We start from the raw sequence: 21,877 nt of genomic DNA, 5'->3' as shown, positions 1-21,877 counted from the left end.
GTGCCCCGACCGTCCGACACGGCGTCACGGATCCTCGCCCGGTCCACCGTCACAAGGCCTGGTCCGACGCGGTGTCACCCGCCTTCGGCCGACCCGGCCTCGCATCGTCCGGCCCCGCCCGGAACCCGGAAACGGCAAACCTCTGAACCTTCGCTCGAATGGGTGATCCGTTTCACGCTGGGCGAGAGGTGGTCAGCCGGGCGTGGTGGGCTCGGTAGCATCAAGCACCGGCCCGGACGGGGGATCGACGCCAACCCCTGAGCCGTGTACGCCATGGGCACCCCGTCCGCCGGTCTACGCAGCCGGAGGTGCCCATGAGTGCGGAGGCGACGAATCCCGCGACGCCAGGCCCTGCAACGCCCTCCCCCCAGCGCTCGGTTCCGCTGGAACAGGGGGGAGCCCCAGCACGCAGGAAGGGCCGCGCGCGGATCGACCTGCGCCGCCTCGGCCGGGCCGCGCTGCTCGGCCCGACCGCCCGCGACCGGCTGCCCGACGCGATCGGCCACGTCGCGGAGGCCCACCGCGCCCACCACACCGACGCGGACATGGAACCGCTGCGCAGGGCGTACGTGCTGGCGGAGTCCTCGCACCGGGGCCAGATGCGCAAGAGCGGCGAGCCGTACATCACCCACCCGCTCGCGGTGACCCTGATCCTCGCCGAACTCGGCGCCGAGACAACGACGTTGACCGCCTCCCTGCTCCACGACACCGTCGAGGACACGGAGGTGACGCTTGATCAGGTGCGCTCCGAGTTCGGTGACGAGGTCTGCTATCTCGTCGACGGCGTCACCAAGTTGGAGAAGGTCGACTACGGAGCAGCCGCCGAACCCGAGACCTTCCGCAAGATGCTGGTCGCGACCGGCAACGACGTCCGCGTGATGTCGATCAAACTCGCCGACCGGCTGCACAACATGCGGACCCTCGGCGTGATGCGCCCCGAGAAACAGGCCCGGATCGCCAAGGTGACCAGGGACGTCCTGATCCCGCTCGCCGAACGCCTCGGTGTCCAGGCGCTGAAGACCGAACTGGAGGACCTGGTCTTCGCGATCCTGCACCCCGAGGAGTACGAGCACACCAGGGAGCTGATCGTCGACAACGCGGCGCGCGTCGGCGACCCGCTCGCGGAGATCGCCGTAGAGGTACGCGGTGTCCTGCGCGACGCCGGGATCCAGGCCGAAGTCCTCATCAGGCCGCGGCACTTCGTGTCCGTGCACCGCGTGTCGCGCAAGCGCGGGCCCATGCGCGGCGCGGACTTCGGGCGGCTCCTGGTGCTCGTGAACGAGGACGCCGACTGCTACGGCGTCCTCGGTGAACTGCACACCTGTCTCACGCCCGTGGTGTCGGAGTTCAAGGACTTCATCGCGGTCCCCAAGTTCAACCTGTACCAGTCGCTGCACACGGCCGTGGCGAGCGGTGACGGCCAGGTGGCCGAAGTCCTCATCCGTACCCACCAGATGCACAAGGTCGCCGAGGCCGGCGTCATCGCCCTCGGCAACCCCTACACCGCTCCCGCGGAGGAGCAGCCGGACGGCGAGGGCGAACGGGCGGCGGACGGCGAGCGGGTCGACCCCACCCGCCCCGGCTGGCTCTCCCGCCTCCTCGACTGGCAGCAGGGCGCCCCGGACCCGGACACGTTCTGGTCCACCCTGCGCGAGGACCTCGCCCAGGACCGCGAGATCACCGTCTTCCGGGCCGACGGCGGCTCGTTGGGCCTGCCCGAGGGCGCCAGTTGCGTGGACGCCGCGTACGCCCAGTACGGCGACGACGCGCACGCCTGTATCGGCGCCCGTGTCAACGGACGGCTCGCGACGCTCAGCACGGTGCTGAAGGACGGCGACACCGTGCAGCTCCTGATGGGACAGGACCCCGCTTCGGAACCCTCCAGGGAGTGGCTGGAGCACGCCCACACGCCCGCCGCCCGGATCGCCATCCAGCGCTGGCTGGCCGCGCACCCCTCACCCCGCGACACGGAGCCCGCCGAGGCACCCGCCGCGGCCCCCAGACCGCCCGCCGAGGCACCCGCGGCCCGACCCGCCGCCGCGAACGCCGTCGTCGAACAGCCGGGCGCCTCCGTACGCCTCGCGGGCTGCTGCACCCCCGTACCGCCCGACCGGGTGACCGGCTTCGCCGTACGCGGAGGGGTGGTGACCGTGCACCGGGTCGAGTGCGCCGGAGTGGCGCGCATGAAGGGCGCCGGACGCGCGGAGGTCGAAGTGAGCTGGGGCGACACCACCGAGTGCCGCGTCACGCTGGTCGCCGAGTCCTTCGGGCGCCCCCACCTGCTCGCCGACCTCACCGAAGCCATCGCCCTGGAGGGCGCCGCGATCGTCTCCGCGACCGTCGAACCCCCCAGCCAGCAGCGCGTACGTCACACCTACACGCTCCAACTCCCCGACGCGGCCCGTCTCCCCGGGCTGATGCGGGCGATGCGGAACGTGCCGGGCGTGTACGACGTGAACAGGGCGCAGCACGCCGCTGCCGCCGCGCAGTAGCACACGTGCTGCCGCCGCGCATTAGCACACGTTCGGGTGGGCCCGGAGCGCGTCTCCGGCGCGGGAGGGACGACCGCTGGTAGCCGTGGTCCATGCTGCTCACCCCCCGCTCCAGGACCGACCGCCCCAGCACGTCCGGCACCCCCGACGCCCCGACCATCGGCCCCACCGCACCCGGCGTCACACCCCGAGGCCCGAGGAGCCCCCGCGTCAGGGCGGCACTGCTCGCCTCCGCCGTCTCCGTCTGCCTCGTCGCCGCGAGCGCCCCGTCCCCGGCGACGCCCCTGGGCATCGGCGACCGCCTCTTCCCCCACCTGGGCAATCCCGGGTACGACGTGAAGTCGTACGACCTCTCCTTCGCCTACACCGGCAAGAACACGGAACCACTGGCGGCCGTCACCACCATCGACGCGGTGACGTCGCGGCGACTCGACCGTGTCAATCTCGACCACGCGCACGGCACGGTGGGATCGGTCGAGGTCAACGGGTCACCGGCGGCGTTCACGAACGCCGGTGAGGACCTGGTGGTGACCCCCGCGCAACCGGTGCCCGCCGGCGGCTGGATGCGGATCACCGTGCGGCACCACAGCGATCCGGTGGCCCGCGGCGACCAGGACGGCGGCTGGGTGCGGACCAAGGACGGACTCGCCATGGCCAACCAGGCCGACGCGGGCCACCTCGTCTTCCCGTGCAACGACCACCCCTCCGACAAGGCGATGTTCACCATCCGCGTCACCGCGCCCGAGGGATACACGGCCGTGGCCAACGGACTGCCGGCCGGGGTGGTCCGCGCGTCCGGGGCCACCACCTGGACGTACCGCACGCAGCACCCCATGGCCACCGAGCTGACCCAGGTCTCCATCGGCCGCTCCACGGTCCTGCACCGCACGGGCCCGCACGGCCTGCCGGTGCGCGACGTCGTGCCCACCAAGGACCGCGAACGGCTCGAACCGTGGCTCAGGAAGACCCCCGACCAGATCGCCTGGATGGAGAGCAAGGTCGGCCGGTACCCCTTCGAGACGTACGGCCTGCTGATGGCGCAGGCGACCACCGGCTTCGAACTCGAGACCCAGACGCTGTCGCTGTTCGAGCGGGAGCTCTTCACCCAGCCCGCCTACCCCAAGTGGTACGTCGAGTCGATCATGGTGCACGAGCTGTCGCACCAGTGGTTCGGCGACAGCGTCACTCCGCGTGAGTGGTCCGACCTGTGGCTCAACGAAGGGCACGCCACCTGGTACGAGGCCCTGTACGCGCAGGAGAGGGGGAAACGGCCCATGGAGACCCGGATGAAGGCGGCCTACCGCGCGTCCGACACCGGGCGGGCCGCCGGCGGCCCGCCCGCCGCGCCGAAGGGGCCCAGGCCGGGCCAGAAGATCAGCATCTTCCGGCCGAACGTCTACGACGGCGCCGCGCTCGTCCTGTACGCGCTGCGCCAGGAGATCGGACAGCCCGCCTTCGAACGCCTGGAGCGGGCCTGGGTGGCCGTCCACCGCGACGGAACGGCCTCGACCGCGGACTTCGAACGGCTCGCCTCCAGCATCGGCAACCGCGACCTGAGCGGGTTCTTCCAGGCCTGGCTGTACGGGAGGACGACGCCCCCGATGCCCGGGCACCCGGACTGGCGGAGCGACGCCCCGAAGGCCCGCGAGGGCACCCGGTAACTCGCATGACGAGACGGGCCGTGCCGTGCGACCATCTCCAGGTCGGCGGCGCGGCCCCCGCGGGGGGTCGGCCCGGTGGAATCCGGGAATCTCCCGGAGGCCCCGGACGTTGTTCCCACAGACGGGCGTGGTCCGTCGCCGAACCGGTGTCGCCAGTGACGCTCCGGTGCCCCCATCGACGTAAGGATCCAATGACCTCCTCTTCTTCCCCTTCCCAGGACGCGCAGAGCCTCGCGCAGAACTATCCCGAAGGTCTTCGGGCCGATGCCCTGATGGAAGAGGACGTCGCCTGGAGCCACGAGATCGACGGAGAGCGGGACGGCGACCAGTTCGACCGCTCCGAGCGCGCGGCCCTGCGCCGCGTCGCCGGACTCTCCACCGAACTCGAGGACGTCACCGAGGTCGAGTACCGACAGCTCCGCCTGGAGCGCGTCGTACTCGTCGGTGTCTGGACCTCGGGAACCATCCAGGACGCGGACAACTCGCTCGCCGAGCTGGCCGCCCTGGCGGAGACCGCGGGCGCGCTCGTGCTCGACGGTGTCGTCCAGCGCCGCGACAAGCCCGACGCGGCCACGTACATCGGATCCGGCAAGGCCAACGAGCTGCGGGACATCGTCCTGGAGACCGGCGCCGACACCGTGATCTGCGACGGCGAGCTGAGCCCCGGCCAGCTGATCCACCTGGAGGACGTGGTCAAGGTCAAGGTCATCGACCGTACGGCCCTGATCCTCGACATCTTCGCCCAGCACGCCAAGTCCCGGGAGGGCAAGGCACAGGTCGCGCTCGCGCAGATGCAGTACATGCTGCCGAGACTGCGCGGCTGGGGTCAGTCGCTGTCCCGCCAGATGGGCGGCGGCAAGGGCGGCGGCCTCGCCACCCGTGGTCCCGGTGAGACGAAGATCGAGACGGACCGGCGACGGATCCGCGAGAAGATGGCGAAGATGCGCCGGGAGATCGCGGAGATGAAGACCGGCCGCGAGATCAAGCGCCAGGAGCGGCGCAGGAACAAGGTGCCCTCGGTCGCCATCGCCGGTTACACCAACGCCGGCAAGTCCTCCCTGCTCAACCGCCTGACCGGCGCGGGCGTCCTGGTGCAGAACGAGCTGTTCGCCACCCTGGACCCGACCGTGCGCCGTGCCGAGACGCCCAGCGGGCGGATCTACACGCTCGCGGACACCGTCGGCTTCGTACGGCATCTGCCGCACCACCTCGTCGAGGCGTTCCGTTCCACGATGGAGGAGGTCGGCGACTCCGACCTGATCCTGCATGTGGTCGACGGATCGCACCCGGCGCCGGAGGAGCAGCTGGCCGCCGTGCGCGAGGTCATCCGGGACGTCGGCGCCACCGGCGTCCCCGAGATCGTGGTGATCAACAAGGCGGACGCGGCCGACCCGCTGGTCCTCCAGCGCCTGATGCGCAACGAGAAGCGCTCCATCGCCGTCTCGGCACGCACCGGCCTGAACATCGACGAGCTGCTCGCGCTCATCGACAACGAGCTGCCGCGCCCCTCCGTCGAGATCGAGGCGCTCGTGCCGTACACCCACGGCAGGCTGGTCGCGCGCGCCCACTCCGAGGGCGAGGTGATCTCCGAGGAGCACACCCCGGAGGGCACGCTGCTCAAGGTCCGGGTCCACGAGGAACTGGCGGCGGATCTCACGCCGTACGTCCCGGCCCCGGCGCTCTAGCTCCACCCGGTTCCCCGGTTCCCGCCGGGTTCCTGGATCCACATGGACGAAGGCCCGCCCCCTGCGCGAGGGGGCGGGCCTTCGTCCACGCGGATCGTCGCCGGCACGGGCCCGCGCGGCTCGGCGGCCGTGCGTCCCGCTCCCGCGCGTCGTCCTAGCGGCCCGCGAACTTCTTGCTCACCGAGTCGTACACACCCTTGGCCACCTCGCCCAGGTGCGGACCCGCCAGCCAGCCCGCGCTGACCGGGCCGATCGAGGTGTTGGACACCAGCGCGGGCTTGCCGTCCGAGCCGGCCGCCACCCAGCCGCCGCCGGAGGAACCGCCGGTCATGGTGCAGCCGATGCGGTACATCGTCGGGTCCGCCTGGGCGATCGAGAGCCGGCCGGGCCGGTCCGTGCACTGGTACAGCTTCTGGCCGTCGAACGGCGCCGCCGCCGGATAGCCGGTCGCCGTGATGCGCGCGACCTTCGGCACGGCCGGAGCGTCGAAGTCCACCGGGAGCGCCGCGCCGACCGTCTCCTCCAGGGACTTGCCGTCGCCGCCCTTCTCGGGCGTCACGTGCAGCACCGCGTAGTCGTACGACGCGCCCTGACCGCCCGTCGAGCCGCCCTGCTCGATCCACTGGTCCGAGGTCTGCGCCCAGTCGCTCCACCAGACACCGAACGGAGCGACCTCCGTCCGGCCGGCGTTCTGCAGCTCGGCGGACGTCTTGCCGGCGCTGTTGTACGAGGGCACGAAGGCGATGTTGCGGTACCAGCCGCCCTTCTTGCCGGCGTGCACACAGTGCCCCGCCGTCCACACGAGGTTCGACTTGCCCGGATGCGCCGGGTCCTCGACCACGGTCGCCGAGCAGACCATCGTGCCCTCGGGGGAGTCGAAGAACACCTTCCCCGCCTCGGGCACGCTGTCGTGGTACGCGGGGCTCACGGCCTTCGCCGCCACCGGGGCCGGGGTCGGGTCGGTGACGCCCTGGTCACCGGAGAGGTCGTTCTCGTCGACGCCCTTGTTCTGGTCCGGGTCGTCGGCGCCGCGCATCCGGTCCGGGTTCCACAGCCCCTTGATGATGGGGTTGACGAAGTCGTTGGCCTCGCGCAGCCAGTCGTCCCTGTCCCAGTTCTTCCAGGCGCCGTTCTTCCACTTGTCGATGTCGATCCCGTGCTCTTTGAGCTTGTTCTTGATGTCGTCCGGGATCTTGATCTTGTCGTCGCCGTTCTGGGACGCCGGCGTGCTGGGCCGGTCGCTCGCCGTACTGCTGCCCGAGTCGCAGGCGGTGGCGGTCAGTGCCAGGGTCGCGGCCAGGCCGACCGCGGCCAGGGCGGGGGAGGTCGTGCGGCGCGCGCTCCCGCCTCGACGGGCGGTGAAGGGCGGGCGTATGGATGGCATGGTGTAACTCCCCCTGGGCGTAAGAGAACTTGTCAGGATCCGCCGGTCCGGGACCTCCTGGCACGGGACCGCGGGCGCCGATGGCCGGCCGGGACCGGCGATCGTTCGATATCGCTGAACGGCACCACACACTATGCGCTCGCTGTCGGGGACATCCCACGGAACGGCAACGGTTCCGTCACGGCAAGGATCTTCGGATCACCCGCTTCCCCACGCCGGTCACGTCGTTGGTACGTACGGGGGGCCTGCACCGTGCGTTCAGTGCTCTCCGCCAACTCGCGTCTGCACAGCGGGAGGACCTGAAGTCGTGGCGGTGACCGAGTCTGCGGTGGTGCCGGTGGGGCGCGAGCCCGAGGAGACACGGGAGGGTTCGCCGGGCGCCTCCGAGGGGGCGCGCGCGGCGCACGAGGGAATTCTGCGGCGCCAGTCGGCGCGCGAATCGGCGGCGCGTACCTACGCGCGCGCCCTGCCGATCGTTCCCGTGAGGGCACGTGGGCTGACCATCGAGGGCGCGGACGGGCGCCGTTACCTCGACTGCCTCTCCGGAGCGGGGACCCTGGCCCTCGGCCACAACCACCCGGTCGTCCTGGAGGCGATCAGGAAAGTCCTCGACTCCGGGGCGCCGTTGCACGTCCTCGACCTCGCCACCCCCGTCAAGGACGCCTTCACCACCGAGCTGTTCCGCACCCTGCCACCGGAGTTCGCCGCACGCGCGCGGGTGCAGTTCTGCGGACCCGCCGGGACCGATGCCGTCGAGGCCGCGTTCAAACTGGTGCGCGCGGCCACCGGACGCGCCGGACTGCTCGCGTTCACCGGCGCCTACCACGGGATGACGGCGGGCGCGCTCGAGGCGTCCGGCGGCGCGAGCGACGTCAGGGTCGCCCGTCTGCCCTACCCCCAGGACTACCGCTGCCCCTTCGGCATCGGCGGCGAGCGCGGCGCCGAACTCGCCGCGCGCTGGACCGAGTCCGTGCTCGACGACACCAAGTCGGGCGTGCCGCTGCCCGCCGGGATGATCCTCGAACCGGTCCAGGGCGAGGGCGGGGTGATTCCCGCGCCGGACGTCTGGATGCGGCGGATGCGCGAGATCACGGCGGCCCGGTCCATCCCGCTGATCGCGGACGAGGTCCAGACGGGAGTGGGCCGGACCGGCACCTTCTGGGCGGTGGAACACAGCGGGATCACCCCCGACGTGATGGTCCTGTCCAAGGCCATCGGCGGCAGCCTGCCGCTGGCGGTCGTCGTCTACCGCGACGACCTCGACGTCTGGCAGCCGGGCGCGCACGCCGGTACCTTCCGCGGCAACCAGCTCGCGATGGCCGCGGGCACGGCGACCCTCGCGTACGTCCGCGAGAACCGGCTCGCGGAGCGCGCCGCGACCCTGGGCACCCGCATGATCACCGAACTCCGGTGCCTCGCCGGTGAGTTCTCCTGCATCGGCGACGTACGGGGCCGCGGGCTCATGATCGGTGTCGAGCTGGTGCACCCCGGGACGCCGGAGGGGCAGGCCGCCGACGGACCCCGGCCCGCCGCCCCCGAGCTCGCCGCGGCCGTGCAGCGCGCGTGCCTGCGCCGCGGCCTGATCGTCGAACTGGGCGGCCGGCACGCCAGCGTCGTACGGCTGCTGCCACCCCTGACGATCACCGACGAACAGGCGGCCGCGGTACTCGACCGGCTGGCGGACGCGGTGGGCGCGGTGGCGCGCGGGGGATCGGGCTGAGGGGGGCGCGCCGACCGGTCCGGCCGTCCGGGCCCCTCACCGCACCCCTGACCTCGCCCCGACGGCTCCCGCCGCCCTGGCCACCGCTTCCACCCGGATCAGCCGGGAACGCCGACGGGCCCACGCACCCCGGTACCGCCCCGGCTCGTCGGCGCACGAGCCCGAACGACCCCACGAGGAACTCTCTTGAACGCCACCCCCGCACCCGACGGCAGTTTCGTCACCCCCGAGCGAGCGGGCCGTGGCACGCGCACCCCGCTCGCCGCGGACGCCGAGTCGGTCCCCCGGCAGAAGGGGGGATCCGAGCAGGCCGAGCGACTGCGCGGCGCCACCACCGACCCGCTGGAGCATCCCGTCGCGCACATCGCGGCCCAGGCCGCCGCGGTGGAGAACCTGCTGCGCTGCTGGGTACGGGAGAACGACCTCGCCGCGCCCGTCGACGGCACCCTGCGCATCCCCCTCCCGGCCAGCGGGACGTCCCTCCTGGTCCCGGTCCACTACTGGTCCGCGACGGGCTGGCACCGCTTCGGGCTCCCGTATCTCGCCGACGCCCCCGAGGGAGCACCGCCCGCCGACGCGGTCACCGTGGCGGCGCTGCTCGCGCGCCAGCCGGCGCCGGGCCCCGGGACGACGTCCGCGATCGACCCGGTACCGGAGGGAGACGCGGCGCCCACGTCCGACGCCGACGCCGACGCCGACGCCGACGCGGACGCCGACGCGGATGCCGACGCGGACGTCCATACCGGCTCCGGCTCCGGCATCCGCTCCGTGTGCGGTACGGGCGGCGCGCTCCCGTACGTCGCGGGTCCACCCTCGTACCACGCGGTCGGCGACGGATCCGACCTGGTCGGACGGGTCGCCGACTCGGTACGCAGGACCGCGGTGTTCATCAGCGACCGCAGAGAGCGGCCCGCCGACACCCCCGACCTCTTTCTCGCGGCCGAGCAGGCGCTCCTGCTCGGGCACCCCCTGCACCCCGCCCCGAAGAGCCGGGAGGAACTCTCCGAGTCCGAGATGCCGCTGTACTCACCCGAGTTGCGCGGCTCGTTCCCGTTGCACTGGATGGCGGTCGCCCCCTCGCTGCTGGCGTCCGACTCGGCGTGGACGGAGCGCGGCCGTCCCGTGCGCGCTCAGCAGCTCACCGTGCGGCTGGCCGGAGCCGGCCTGCCCCTGCCCGACGGGTACGCCGCCCTGCCGGTGCACCCGTGGCAGATGGGCGAGGTCCGGCACCGCCCCGGGACCGCGGCCCTGCTCGACGCCGGAATGCTCCGGGACCTCGGCCCGTACGGCTCCCCCTGGCACCCCACGTCCTCGGTCCGGACCCTCTACCGCACCGGCGTCCCCGCGATGCTGAAACTGTCGCTGGGCCTGCGGATCACCAACTCCCGTCGGGAGAACCTCCGTAAGGAGCTCCACCGCGGTGTGGAGGTCCACCGGCTGCTGCGCGGTGGCCTGTCCAAGCAGTGGCAGGCCGTCCACCCGGGCTTCGACATCGTCCGCGACCCGGCCTGGCTCGGTGTCGACGATCCCGACGGGACGCCCCTGACCGGGCTCGACGTGATGATCCGCCACAGCCCCTTCGGCGCGACGGACGACGTCGCCTGCGTCGCCGGACTGGTCTCGCCCCGGCCGCACGCCCGGCCCGGCACCGGCGCCGACGCCGAGCCGAGACCCGTCATGCGGTCCCGGCTCGCCGAGATCGTCACCCGGATCGCCGGCCGCGCCGCCCGGCCCCGGGGGGCCGTCGCCACCGAGTGGTTCCTGCGCTACCTGGAACAGGTCGTCCGCCCCGTGCTCTGGCTGGACGGCGAGGCCGGGATCGCGCTGGAGGCCCACCAGCAGAACACCCTGGTCCTCCTCGACCCCGAGGGATGGCCCGCGGGCGGCCGCTACCGCGACAACCAGGGCTACTACTTCCGCGCGTCACGGCGCGCGGAACTCGACGCCCGGCTGCCCGGCATCGGCGCGCACAGCGACACCTTCGTCTGCGACGAGGTCACCGACGAACGTTTCGCCTATTACCTCGCGATCAACAACGTGTTCGGCCTCATCGGCGCGTTCGGCTCCCAACACCTGGCCGACGAGGGGCTGTTGCTCGCCGCGTTCCGCCGCTTCCTCGCCGGGGTGGCCACGGGCCCGGGACGACTGGACACGCCCCTGCCCTCCCACCTGCTCGACTCGCCCGTGCTGCGCTGCAAGGCCAACCTGCTCACCCGGCTGCACGGCCTCGACGAACTCGTCGGCCCGGTCGACACCCAGTCCGTGTACGTCACTGTCGCCAACCCCCTTCTTTCCTGAGGGACATGACCCACCCCGTCTCCTGAGAGGAGCGTCGCCGTGCCTCCCACCGATGCGAGCACCGACGCCGGTACCGCCCCCGACACCGATCCCGGCGCGGACCCGTACCCCGGCGCGGGCACGGACAGCGAGGACACCCTCGAACTGCGCCTGCCCGCGGATCTGATCGCCCTGTTCGGCGGCACACCTGAGCCGGTCGAGCCGGTCGAGCAGGGCGGGTCGGGTGTGCCGGCCGGGTCGGGTGGGTCGGCCGGGTCGGGCGGAGTGTCCGGGGGAGAGGGCCGGCCGGGGGAGGGCGGCGCGTACACCGTCGCGTCCAGGGAACCCCGCGCGGCCGACGCAACCCGCGCCGCCGACGGAACCCGGCCCGGTGAGGACCGTACGGGCGACGCCGGCGACCGGTGCGGGACGGGCGCGGCCCACTCCGCGTCCACCGGTCCCGCCCGTGGCGACCTGCTCGACGGCATCGGTGACTGGGGCCCGGCCGACACACCCGTGGGCACCTTCCAGCTGGTACCGGTACGCGTGGAACGAGATCTGCCACTCGTCACCCGGTGGATGAACGACCCCGCCGTCTCGGCCTTCTGGGAGCTCGCGGGACCCGAGTCGGTGACCGGGGGGCATCTGAACCGGCAGCTCGACGGCGACGGGCGCAGCGTGCCCTGCCTCGGTCTGCTGGAGGGCACCCCCATGAGCTACTGGGAGATCTACCGTGCGGACCTCGACCAACTCGCCCGCCACTACCCCGCCCGCCCGCACGACACGGGAATCCATCTGCTCATCGGCGGAGTCGCCCACCGCGGGCACGGTCTCGGCTCGGCCCTGCTCAGAGCCGTCGCCGATCTCGTACTGGACAGGCGTCCCGCCTGCGCACGGGTCGTGGCCGAACCCGACCTGCGCAACATCCCTTCCGTCTCCGCCTTCCTGAGCGGGGGCTTCCGGTTCTCCGCCGAGGTCGACCTGCCCGGCAAACGGGCAGCTCTCATGGTGCGCGACCGGACCCTGCGCGACCTGCTGTAGAGCCGTCACTGTCCGTACTCCGCTCGTCCCGTCCCGGTTCCCCGTCGAGGAGTCCCCGTGCCGAATCCGTCCGCAAGCCCGGCCTCCGAAGGACTGTCCGCCCTGTACGACCCGCCCGAGCTGCGCGAGGACCGATGGGAGCGGGCGGGCCGCCGACTGCTCGCGAAGATGATCGGGGAGTTCGCGCACGAGGAGATCGTCCGCCCGGAACAGGGTCCCCCGCGCCCATCGGCGCATCGCGACACCCCACAGCGCGACGCCCCGCAACGGGATGCCGCGCACCAAGACGCCCCGCTCCACGACACCCCGGTCCACGACACCCCGCTCCACGACACCCCGATCCGCGACTCTCCCCCCACCGACGCCCTTCGCCCGTACACCCTCCGGCTCGACGCCGGCGACAGCCTCTCCTTCCGCGCCCGCCGCCTCTCGTACGACAGCTGGCGCGTCGACCCCGCCTCGCTCACCCTCACCGAAGAGGGGAAGGAACCGTGTCCCTTCACCGACCCGCTCGGCTTTCTCACCCGGGCCCGCGGCACACTGGAGCTCGACGGCGCGACGCTGGGCCATGCCCTGCGCGAGCTCAGCACGACGCTCGCCGCGGACGTACGCCTCGACCGTGACGCCCGTACGGCCGCCGAATTAGCCGATCTCGGGTACGCCGAGCTGGAGGGCCATCAGACGGGGCACCCCTGGATCGTGCTCAACAAGGGCCGCATCGGCTTCTCCGCGCGGGACGCCGCCGCCTGGGCCCCCGAGGCCCGCCGGGCCACGCCCCTCCCGTGGATCGCGGTGCACACGACGCTCGCCACGTACCGAGGTGTCGGCGGTCTCGACACCGCCGAACAGCTCTACGCGCGCGAACTGGCTCCCGCCACCCGCGAGATCTTCGACGAGGTCCTGCGCACCCGCGGGCTCGCACCGGAGTCGTACCTCTACCTGCCCGTCCACCCGTGGCAGTGGGACGACGTCGTGCTGCCGCTGTTCGCGTCGCACGTCGCCGCGGGAGCGATCGTGCCGCTGCCCTCCGACGGTGACCTGCGCCTGCCCCAGCAGTCGATCCGCACCTTCCTCAACGTCTCCCGCCCGGACCGGCACACGGTGAAACTCCCGCTGTCCGTCCTCAACACGCTGGTGTGGCGCGGCCTGCCCACGAAACGCACGCTCGCCGCCCCCGCCGTCACCGACTGGATGCGGACGCTGAGGGACGCCGACCCGTTCCTGCGCGACACCTGCGGGGTGATCCTGCTCGGCGAGGTCGCCTCGGTCACCGTCCACCACCCCGTGTACGACGGACTCCCCGAAGTGCCCTATCAGTACCGGGAACTGCTCGGCGCGATCTGGCGCGAGCCGGTCTCGCGGCACCTCGCGCCCGGCGAGCGCGCCCGCACCCTGGCCGCCCTCCTGCACACCGACCCGCAGGGGCGCGCGTTCACCGCGGAACTGGTCGCCCGCTCGGGTCTCGCACCCAGGGCCTGGCTGCGCCGGCTCTTCGCCGCGCTCCTGCCACCGCTGCTGCACTTCCTCTACCGGTACGGCACGGTGTTCAGCCCCCACGGGGAGAACGCGATCGTCGTCTTCGACGACCACGACGTACCGGTCCGGCTCGCCGTGAAGGACTTCGTCGACGACGTCAACGTGAGCGCGGATCCGCTGCCCGAGCACTCCTCCATGCCGGACGAGGTGCGCGAGGTGCTGCTGACCGAGCCGCCGGCCTTCCTCACCCAGTTCATCCACTCCGGACTCTTCGTAGGGGTCTTCCGCTATCTCGCGCCCCTCTGCGAGGAACAACTCGGCGTGCCGGAGGCCGAGTTCTGGTCACTCGTCCGCGCCGAGGTGGTCCGCCACCAGAGCCGCTTCCCGGAGCTCAAGGAACGCCACGAGACGTTCGACCTGCTCACCCCGCGTATCGAGCGGCTGTGCCTGAACCGCAACCGGCTGCATCTCGACGGCTACCGCGACCGCCCCGAGCGCCCGCACGCCGCCGTGCACGGCACCGTACCGAACCCCCTCCACACGTCGTGATCACCCGCCTCGCACCCGTCCTCGTCACCCGCCCCGCGATCGTCCTGATCGTGTCCGTCGGCCGGGCCGTGATCGCCCGGTTGTCGGTGGAGCCCCGTAGGCTGGCACCGCTATGACAGAGCCCTCACTCCCCGAACTCCTGCACGCCGCCGTCACCGCCGTCGGCGGTACGGAGCGCCCTGGCCAGGTGACCATGGCCGAAGCCGTCGCGGGTGCCATCGACGACAGCTCCCACCTGCTGGTGCAGGCGGGCACCGGCACCGGAAAGTCCCTCGGCTATCTGGTGCCCGCGCTCGCCCACGGGGAGCGCGTCGTCGTGGCGACCGCCACCCTGGCGCTCCAGCGGCAGCTCGTGGAGCGTGACCTTCCGCGGACCGTCGACGCGCTGCATCCGCTGCTGCGCCGCCGCCCCGAGTTCGCGATGCTCAAGGGCCGGTCGAACTATCTGTGCCTGCACCGGCTGCACGAGGGCGTGCCGCAGGAGGAGGAAGAGGGCCTCTTCGACCAGTTCGAGGCCGCCGCGCCCAGCAGCAAGCTGGGCCAGGACCTGCTGCGCCTGCGGGACTGGTCGGACGAGACGGAGACGGGCGACCGCGACGGCCTCACCCCCGGTGTCTCCGACCGCGCCTGGGCCCAGGTCTCCGTGTCCTCCCGGGAATGCCTGGGCGCCGCGAAGTGCGCCTACGGCGCGGAGTGCTTCGCCGAGATGTCCCGCGAGCGCGCCAAGCTCGCCGACGTCGTCGTCACCAACCACGCGCTGCTCGCGATCGACGCCATCGAGGGCGCGCCGGTCCTCCCGCAGCACGAGGTGCTGATCGTCGACGAGGCCCATGAGCTGGTCTCCCGGGTCACGGGTGTGGCGACAGGCGAGCTCACCCCCGGCCAGGTCAACCGCGCCGTCCGGCGCGCCGCGCGCCTCGTCAACGAGAAGGCGGCCGACCAGCTGCAGACGGCCGCCGAAGGCTTCGAACGGCTGATGGAGCTGGCGCTTCCCGGACGTCTCGAGGAGATCCCGGAGGACCTCGGATACGCGCTGATGGCGCTGCGTGACGCCGCGCGCACGGTGATCTCGGCGATCGGCTCCACCCGCGACAAGTCCGTCCAGGACGAGGACGCGGTCCGCAAGCAGGCCCTCGCCGCGGTGGAGTCGGTCCACGACGTGGCGGAGCGGATCACCAACGGTTCCGAATGGGACGTCGTCTGGTACGAGCGCCACGACCGCTTCGGCGCGTCACTGCGGGTGGCCCCCATGTCGGTGTCCGGCCTCCTCAGGGAGAAGCTCTTCTCGGACCGGTCGGTCGTCCTGACGTCGGCCACCCTGAAGCTGGGCGGCGACTTCAACGGAGTGGGGGCGTCGCTGGGGCTCGCCCCCGAGGGCACCGAGGGCGACGACCTCCCGCAGTGGAAGGGTGTCGACGTCGGTTCGCCCTTCGACTATCCCCGGCAGGGCATCCTGTACGTGGCCAAGCACCTGGCACGCCCCGCGCGTGACGGCGACCGCGGCGACATGCTGGACGAGCTCACCGAGCTGATCCAGTCCGCCGGGGGCCGCACGCTGGGCCTGTTCTCCTCCATGCGGGCCGCCCAGCTCGCGGCGGAGGAGCTGCGCACGCGCATCCCCGACTACCCCATCCTGCTGCAGGGCGAGGAGACACTCGGCGAGCTGATCAAGAACTTCGCGGCCGACCCGAGGACCTGTCTGTTCGGCACGCTCTCGCTCTGGCAGGGCGTGGACGTGCCGGGTGCCAGCTGTCAGCTGGTCGTCATGGACAAGATCCCGTTCCCGCGTCCCGACGACCCGCTGATGAGCGCCCGCCAGAAGGCCGTCGAGGACAACGGCGGCAACGGCTTCATGGCCGTCGCCGCCACGCACGCCGCGCTGCTCATGGCGCAGGGCGCCGGCCGCCTGGTACGCGCGACGGGGGACCGTGGTGTCGTGGCGGTGCTGGACCAGCGCCTGGCCACGGCTCGCTACGGCAGTTATCTCAAGGCCTCGCTGCCCGACTTCTGGTACACGACGGACCGTAACCAGGTCCGCAGGTCGCTCGCGGCGATCGACGAGGCGGCACGGAAGGCGGAGGACGCGCCGACCGGGCCGGAGGGGGAGACGGCGGAGGCGAGCGGGGCGGCCGAGGGAGCCGAGGGGGCCGAGGGGGCGTAGCGGCCCGACTCAGGGGGCCGGTCCGCAGCACATCGCGTATCGCACGTCGGGTCGACAGCGCATCGCGTATCGGATGTCGGGTCGGCCCGAGCGGGCCCTTGTCCGTCGAGAGTGCGGAGTCGAGGGCGTCAGGTGCCGCCGGTCCGTCTCGGCGGACGCCGGCCATGGTCACCGATGGTGGACGCCGCGAGACCGCGACGCGGGCGCGGAACGCAGGGACGCTCGGCGGCCCGGACCGAACTCACCGCGGGGCGGTCGCGCGGCAGAACGTGCAGGGCCCCGGAACCGGCGCAGTTGGTCCCGGGGCCCGGTCAGGGGCTGGGCGGACGGTGCCGCCCGGCGCGCGCTGTCACACGCGCCGCAGTACGGCCACCACCTTGCCCAGGATGGTCGCCTCGTCGCCGGGGATCGGCTGGTAGGCGGAGTTGTGCGGGAGCAGCCACACATGGCCGTCCTCGCGCTTGAACCGCTTCACGGTGGCCTCGCCCTCCAGCATCGCGGCCACGATGTCGCCGTTCTCCGCGACGGGCTGACGGCGGACCGTCACCCAGTCCCCGTCGCAGATGGCGGCCTCGATCATCGAGTCACCGACGACCTTGAGGACGAACAGCTCACCGTCACCCACCAACTGGCGGGGGAGCGGGAAGACGTCCTCGACGGACTCCTCGGCGAGGATCGGGCCACCGGCGGCGATACGGCCGACGAGCGGGACGTACGACGCGGCCGGCTTGCCCGCGGTGTCGGTGGGCTGGGCCGAGGACTGGTCGGAGCCCCTGACCTCGTACGCGCGCGGGCGGTGCGGGTCGCGGCGCAGGAAGCCCTTGCGCTCCAGTGCCATCAGCTGATGTGCGACCGAGGAGGTGCTGGAGAGGCCGACAGCCTGTCCGATCTCCCGCATCGACGGCGGGTAGCCGCGCCGTTGCACGGAGTCCCTGATCACCTCGATCACCCGGCGTTGCCTGTCGGTGAGTCCCGAGCTGTCCGCGCGGATGCCTGGAGGTCGGCCCGGCAGGGAACGCTTGGGCCCCTCGTGGTTCGTGGCTTCGTTCATCGCATGCACCGGCTCGAGTCGGCCCTGGGAGCGGTCCTGGGCAGTGATGGTGGCACTGTCTGCGGTGGTGGTCACGTCGGCCCCTCTCGATGGTCTCCCTGCTGGACAACGGTAGTTGCTTTCGAAAGGTTGCGCCAAACACACGTTCGAGTGAAAAAACGTGGATTGCCCCACGCGATCATGTGGCTGGGTGTATGGCTCATGCCGCGCCCGTCGGGCAAAAGGGCTCATTGCTGTACTCTTCACCGCCGAGGCGGTGACCGTGCCGACAGAGGCGGGCCGCGTGCCAGTCTGCCATCCGGCACCCCGTCCGGCGGGTACCGACCCCCCGTTCCGCGCGGTGACCACGGTATCTCCGCATGTCCGGGATGGGCAGGCCCGTGCGGCACATGCCTATACGTGCGCGACACGCGCGCCCTGGGCGAATTTACGGGTCGATCCCCACATCTAGTGGTTGGATTGCCGGAGTGGCCCAGCAGTTGTGGTCCCCTGGGTCTTCGGGTCCCCGGCCATCGCCTATGCTTGGGGCTGCTTCGAGAGGCCCGTGAGGTCTCGAGAGGTCTATGAGTCGTGCTGTGAAGGAGGGTTGGAGCCATGCACTGCCCCTTCTGCAGGCACCCCGACAGCCGCGTCGTCGACAGTCGTACGACCGATGACGGCACGTCGATCCGCAGGCGCCGCCAGTGTCCCGACTGCTCCCGTCGTTTCACGACCGTGGAGACGTGCTCGCTGATGGTGGTCAAGCGGTCCGGCGTCACCGAGCCCTTCAGTCGTACCAAGGTCATCAACGGCGTGCGCAAGGCGTGCCAGGGGCGGCCGGTCACCGAGGACGCGCTCGCCCAGCTCGGCCAGCGGGTCGAGGAGGCGGTGCGAGCCACCGGAAGCGCCGAACTGACCACCCATGACGTGGGGCTGGCCATACTCGGCCCGTTGCAGCAACTCGACCTCGTCGCCTATCTGCGGTTCGCGTCCGTCTACCGGGCGTTCGACTCGCTCGAGGATTTCGAGGCCGCCATCGTGGAACTCAGGGAGACGGGACAGTGCCCCGCCGCGGGCGGCGAGGCCGCGGACGAGGGGGGCGCGGGCGCCGCGGACGCGGAAGCGAAGCGCCCGGAATGCGACCGCGGGCCCGGAGAGACCGTCCAGGTCCCCGTGCCCGCCACCGCCGCCGACTGACGGGAAAGGCCGGCTCGGGCCGGCCGCTCGGCGGCGACCACAGACCTGCTGCGCAAGGCCGTACCGACGGCACGCGCAGCATCAGACACACAACGTGCCATGGGAAGAACGTGGCACTTCAGGGCGTTTTAGCCTGATACTGGGAGGCGGCATGACAGAGACGGCGAGCGGTCCGGCACGAGGTTCCCGCGCCAAGGGCACCAAGGCCAGCAAGGGACTGCGCATCGAGCGCATCCACACCACCCCCGGCGTGCACCCGTACGACGAGGTGGAGTGGGAACGCCGTGACGTCGTCATGACCAACTGGCGCGACGGCTCGGTCAATTTCGAGCAGCGTGGCGTCGAGTTCCCCGGCTTCTGGCCGGTGAACGCGGTCAACATCGTCACCAGCAAGTACTTCCGCGGTGCCGTGGGCACCCCGCAGCGCGAGGTGAGCCTCAAGCAGCTCATCGACCGCATCGTGAAGACGTACCGGAAGGCCGGCGAGGACTACAAGTACTTCTCCTCGCCCGCCGACGCCGAGATCTTCGAGCACGAGCTGGCGTACGCCCTCCTGCACCAGATCTTCAGCTTCAACAGTCCCGTCTGGTTCAACGTCGGGACGCCGCAGCCCCAGCAGGTCTCCGCCTGCTTCATCCTGTCCGTCGACGACTCCATGGAGTCGATCCTCGACTGGTACAAGGAAGAGGGCATGATCTTCAAGGGCGGCTCCGGCGCCGGCCTGAACCTCTCCCGTATCCGCTCCTCCAAGGAGCTCCTGTCCTCGGGCGGCAACGCCTCCGGTCCCGTCTCCTTCATGCGCGGTGCCGACGCCTCCGCAGGAACGATCAAGTCGGGCGGCGCCACCCGCCGCGCGGCCAAGATGGTCATCCTGGACGTCGACCACCCCGACATCGAGGACTTCATCGAGACCAAGGTCAAGGAGGAGGAGAAGATCCGCGCCCTGCGCGACGCGGGCTTCGACATGGACCTGGGCGGCGACGACATCACGTCCGTCCAGTACCAGAACGCCAACAACTCGGTCCGCGTGAACGACACGTTCATGAAGGCGGTCGAGGAGGGCGGCAGGTTCGGCCTGACCTCGCGCATGACCGGCGAGGTCATCGAGGAGGTCGACGCCAAGTCGCTCTTCCGTAAGATGGCCGAGGCCGCGTGGGCCTGCGCCGACCCGGGCATCCAGTACGACGACACGATCAACCAGTGGCACACGTGCCCGGAGTCCGGTCGTATCAACGGCTCGAACCCGTGCAGCGAGTACATGCACCTGGACAACACGTCCTGCAACCTCGCCTCGCTGAACCTCATGAAGTTCCTCAAGGACGACGGCAAGGGCCGCCAGTCCTTCGAGGTCGAGCGCTTCGCCAAGGTCGTCGAGCTCGTCATCACCGCGATGGACATCTCCATCTGCTTCGCGGACTTCCCGACCCAGAAGATCGGCGAGAACACCCGCGCCTTCCGTCAGCTGGGCATCGGCTACGCCAACCTCGGCGCTCTCCTGATGGCGACCGGTCACGCGTACGACTCCGACGGCGGCCGCGCCCTCGCCGGCTCGATCACCTCGCTGATGACCGGTACCTCGTACCGCCGCTCCGCCGAGCTCGCCGCGGTCGTCGGCCCGTACGACGGCTACGCCCGCAACGCGCAGCCGCACCAGCGCGTCATGAAGCAGCACTCCGAGGCCAACGCCGTGGCCGTCCGTACGGACGACCTGGACACGCCGATCTGGGCCGCCGCCACGGAGGCCTGGCAGGACGTGCTGCACCTCGGTGAGAAGAACGGCTTCCGCAACGCGCAGGCCTCGGTCATCGCCCCGACCGGCACCATCGGTCTCGCGATGTCCTGCGACACCACCGGCCTCGAGCCCGACCTCGCCCTGGTCAAGTTCAAGAAGCTCGTCGGCGGCGGCTCGATGCAGATCGTGAACGGCACCGTCCCGCAGGCCCTGCGCCGCCTGGGCTACCAGGAGGAGCAGATCGAGGCGATCGTCGCCCACATCGCCGAGAACGGCAATGTCGTCGACGCCCCGAGCCTCAAGCCCGAGCACTACGAGGTCTTCGACTGCGCCATGGGCGAGCGCTCCATCTCCGCGATGGGCCACGTCCGCATGATGGCCGCGATCCAGCCCTGGATCTCCGGCGCGCTCTCCAAGACGGTCAACCTGCCGGAGACGGCGACCGTCGAGGACGTCGAAGAGGTCTACTTCGAGGCGTGGAAGATGGGCGTCAAGGCGCTCGCGATCTACCGCGACAACTGCAAGGTCGGCCAGCCCCTCTCGGCCAAGACCAAGGAGAAGCCCGCGACCGACGCCGTCACGGCGAAGGCCGAGGCGACCATCCGCGAGACGGTCGAGAAGGTCGTCGAGTACCGTCCGGTCCGCAAGCGTCTCCCCAAGGGCCGTCCCGGCATCACCACCTCCTTCACGGTGGGCGGCGCCGAGGGCTACATGACCGCCAACTCCTACCCGGACGACGGTCTCGGCGAGGTCTTCCTGAAGATGTCGAAGCAGGGCTCCACCCTCGCGGGCATGATGGACGCCTTCTCGATCGCGGTCTCCGTGGGCCTGCAGTACGGCGTGCCCCTGGAGACGTACGTCTCGAAGTTCACCAACATGCGCTTCGAGCCGGCCGGCATGACGGACGACCCCGACGTGCGGATGGCGCAGTCGATCGTCGACTACATCTTCCGCCGCCTGGCGCTGGACTTCCTGCCGTTCGAGACGCGTTCCGCTCTCGGCATCCACTCGGCCGAGGAGCGTCAGCGTCACCTGGAGACGGGCTCCTACGAGCAGTCCATGGACGATGTCGACATGGACGTCGAGGGACTCGCCCAGTCCGCGCCCCGCGCGCAGGAACTGAAGGCCGTCGCCGCCCCCGTGGCCCAGGTCGCGGTGGACGAGCCGGCTCCGAGGCAGGCCCACACCAGTGCCGAACTGGTGGAGATGCAGCTGGGCATCCAGGCGGACGCCCCTCTGTGCTTCTCCTGCGGCACCAAGATGCAGCGCGCCGGTTCCTGCTACATCTGCGAGGGCTGCGGCTCGACCAGCGGTTGCAGCTGACCGGATGACCCGAAGGGCGGCACGACCACCGGTCGTGCCGCCCTTCGGCGTTGTCCGGGCCCCGCGGGATGGGTGGTGTCCTCCGCGGGCGGGCCGTTTCCCACCGGAGGGACGTCTCCGTGGGGAGCGGGCCGTTTCGGCGGGCGCGG

12 protein-coding genes are annotated in these 21,877 nt (G+C 71.4%); 10 read left to right on the top strand and 2 right to left on the bottom strand.

The genetic code is table 11. The features are described 5' to 3' along the window. The first annotated feature begins 314 nt into the window (after window positions 1-314). From GFH48_RS11680 to hflX, 3 genes are all read left to right on the top strand, one after another. Window positions 315-2,492 carry a RelA/SpoT family protein gene (locus GFH48_RS11680; protein ID WP_153288205.1) on the top strand — a complete coding sequence of 726 codons (2,178 nt, stop codon included), beginning with the start codon at window positions 315-317 and terminating at the stop codon, window positions 2,490-2,492. Window positions 2,493-2,584: 92 nt separating this feature from the next. Next, window positions 2,585-4,153, top strand: coding sequence for a M1 family metallopeptidase (locus GFH48_RS11675; protein ID WP_153288204.1), 1,569 nt, complete (start codon window positions 2,585-2,587; stop codon window positions 4,151-4,153). A gap of 191 nt (window positions 4,154-4,344) precedes the next feature. After that, window positions 4,345-5,838 (top strand): GTPase HflX, encoded by a 1,494-nt coding sequence (hflX, locus tag GFH48_RS11670; protein ID WP_153288203.1) that lies wholly within the window; start codon window positions 4,345-4,347, stop codon window positions 5,836-5,838. 154 nt (window positions 5,839-5,992) lie between these two features. Here hflX and GFH48_RS11665 read toward each other — a convergent pair whose 3' ends face one another. Next, window positions 5,993-7,222 carry a trypsin-like serine peptidase gene (locus GFH48_RS11665; RefSeq protein ID WP_153288202.1) on the bottom strand — a complete coding sequence of 410 codons (1,230 nt, stop codon included), beginning with the start codon at window positions 7,220-7,222 and terminating at the stop codon, window positions 5,993-5,995. A 307-nt stretch (window positions 7,223-7,529) separates the two neighbouring features. Here GFH48_RS11665 and GFH48_RS11660 point away from each other — a divergent pair, with 307 nt between their 5' ends. The 5 genes from GFH48_RS11660 to GFH48_RS11640 all read left to right on the top strand — a co-directional run bounded on the left by GFH48_RS11660 (window position 7,530) and on the right by GFH48_RS11640 (window position 16,446). Beyond that, entirely contained in the window at window positions 7,530-8,942 is a 1,413-nt protein-coding gene (locus GFH48_RS11660) for a diaminobutyrate--2-oxoglutarate transaminase family protein (RefSeq protein WP_153288201.1), read from the top strand. Window positions 8,943-9,128: 186 nt separating this feature from the next. Continuing rightward, window positions 9,129-11,240, top strand: coding sequence for an IucA/IucC family protein (locus GFH48_RS11655; RefSeq protein WP_153288200.1), 2,112 nt, complete (start codon window positions 9,129-9,131; stop codon window positions 11,238-11,240). Between the two features lie 39 nt (window positions 11,241-11,279). Continuing rightward, window positions 11,280-12,260 carry a GNAT family N-acetyltransferase gene (locus GFH48_RS11650; protein ID WP_153288199.1) on the top strand — a complete coding sequence of 327 codons (981 nt, stop codon included), beginning with the start codon at window positions 11,280-11,282 and terminating at the stop codon, window positions 12,258-12,260. Window positions 12,261-12,317: 57 nt separating this feature from the next. Beyond that, window positions 12,318-14,285 (top strand): IucA/IucC family protein, encoded by a 1,968-nt coding sequence (locus GFH48_RS11645; RefSeq protein WP_228120523.1) that lies wholly within the window; start codon window positions 12,318-12,320, stop codon window positions 14,283-14,285. A 112-nt stretch (window positions 14,286-14,397) separates the two neighbouring features. After that, complete coding sequence (locus GFH48_RS11640; protein WP_194280560.1) at window positions 14,398-16,446, top strand: ATP-dependent DNA helicase; 2,049 nt, start codon at window positions 14,398-14,400, stop codon at window positions 16,444-16,446. Between the two features lie 349 nt (window positions 16,447-16,795). On the opposite strand, the gene lexA is transcribed toward GFH48_RS11640, so the two are convergent. After that, window positions 16,796-17,572 carry a transcriptional repressor LexA gene (gene lexA, locus GFH48_RS11635; protein ID WP_153288198.1) on the bottom strand — a complete coding sequence of 259 codons (777 nt, stop codon included), beginning with the start codon at window positions 17,570-17,572 and terminating at the stop codon, window positions 16,796-16,798. Window positions 17,573-18,091: 519 nt separating this feature from the next. Between lexA and nrdR the strand changes: the two genes are divergently transcribed. Then, a complete protein-coding gene (gene nrdR, locus GFH48_RS11630; RefSeq protein ID WP_153288197.1) occupies window positions 18,092-18,673 on the top strand; it encodes a transcriptional regulator NrdR in 582 nt (193 codons plus the stop codon). Between the two features lie 151 nt (window positions 18,674-18,824). Then, entirely contained in the window at window positions 18,825-21,728 is a 2,904-nt protein-coding gene (locus GFH48_RS11625; RefSeq protein ID WP_153288196.1) for a vitamin B12-dependent ribonucleotide reductase, read from the top strand. The last annotated feature ends 149 nt before the right edge of the window (window positions 21,729-21,877 follow it).

The sequence above is a fragment of the Streptomyces fagopyri genome (assembly GCF_009498275.1).
Taxonomy (GTDB): Bacteria; Actinomycetota; Actinomycetes; order Streptomycetales; family Streptomycetaceae; genus Streptomyces; species Streptomyces fagopyri.
This window is presented reverse-complemented; position numbering and strand designations above follow the sequence as displayed.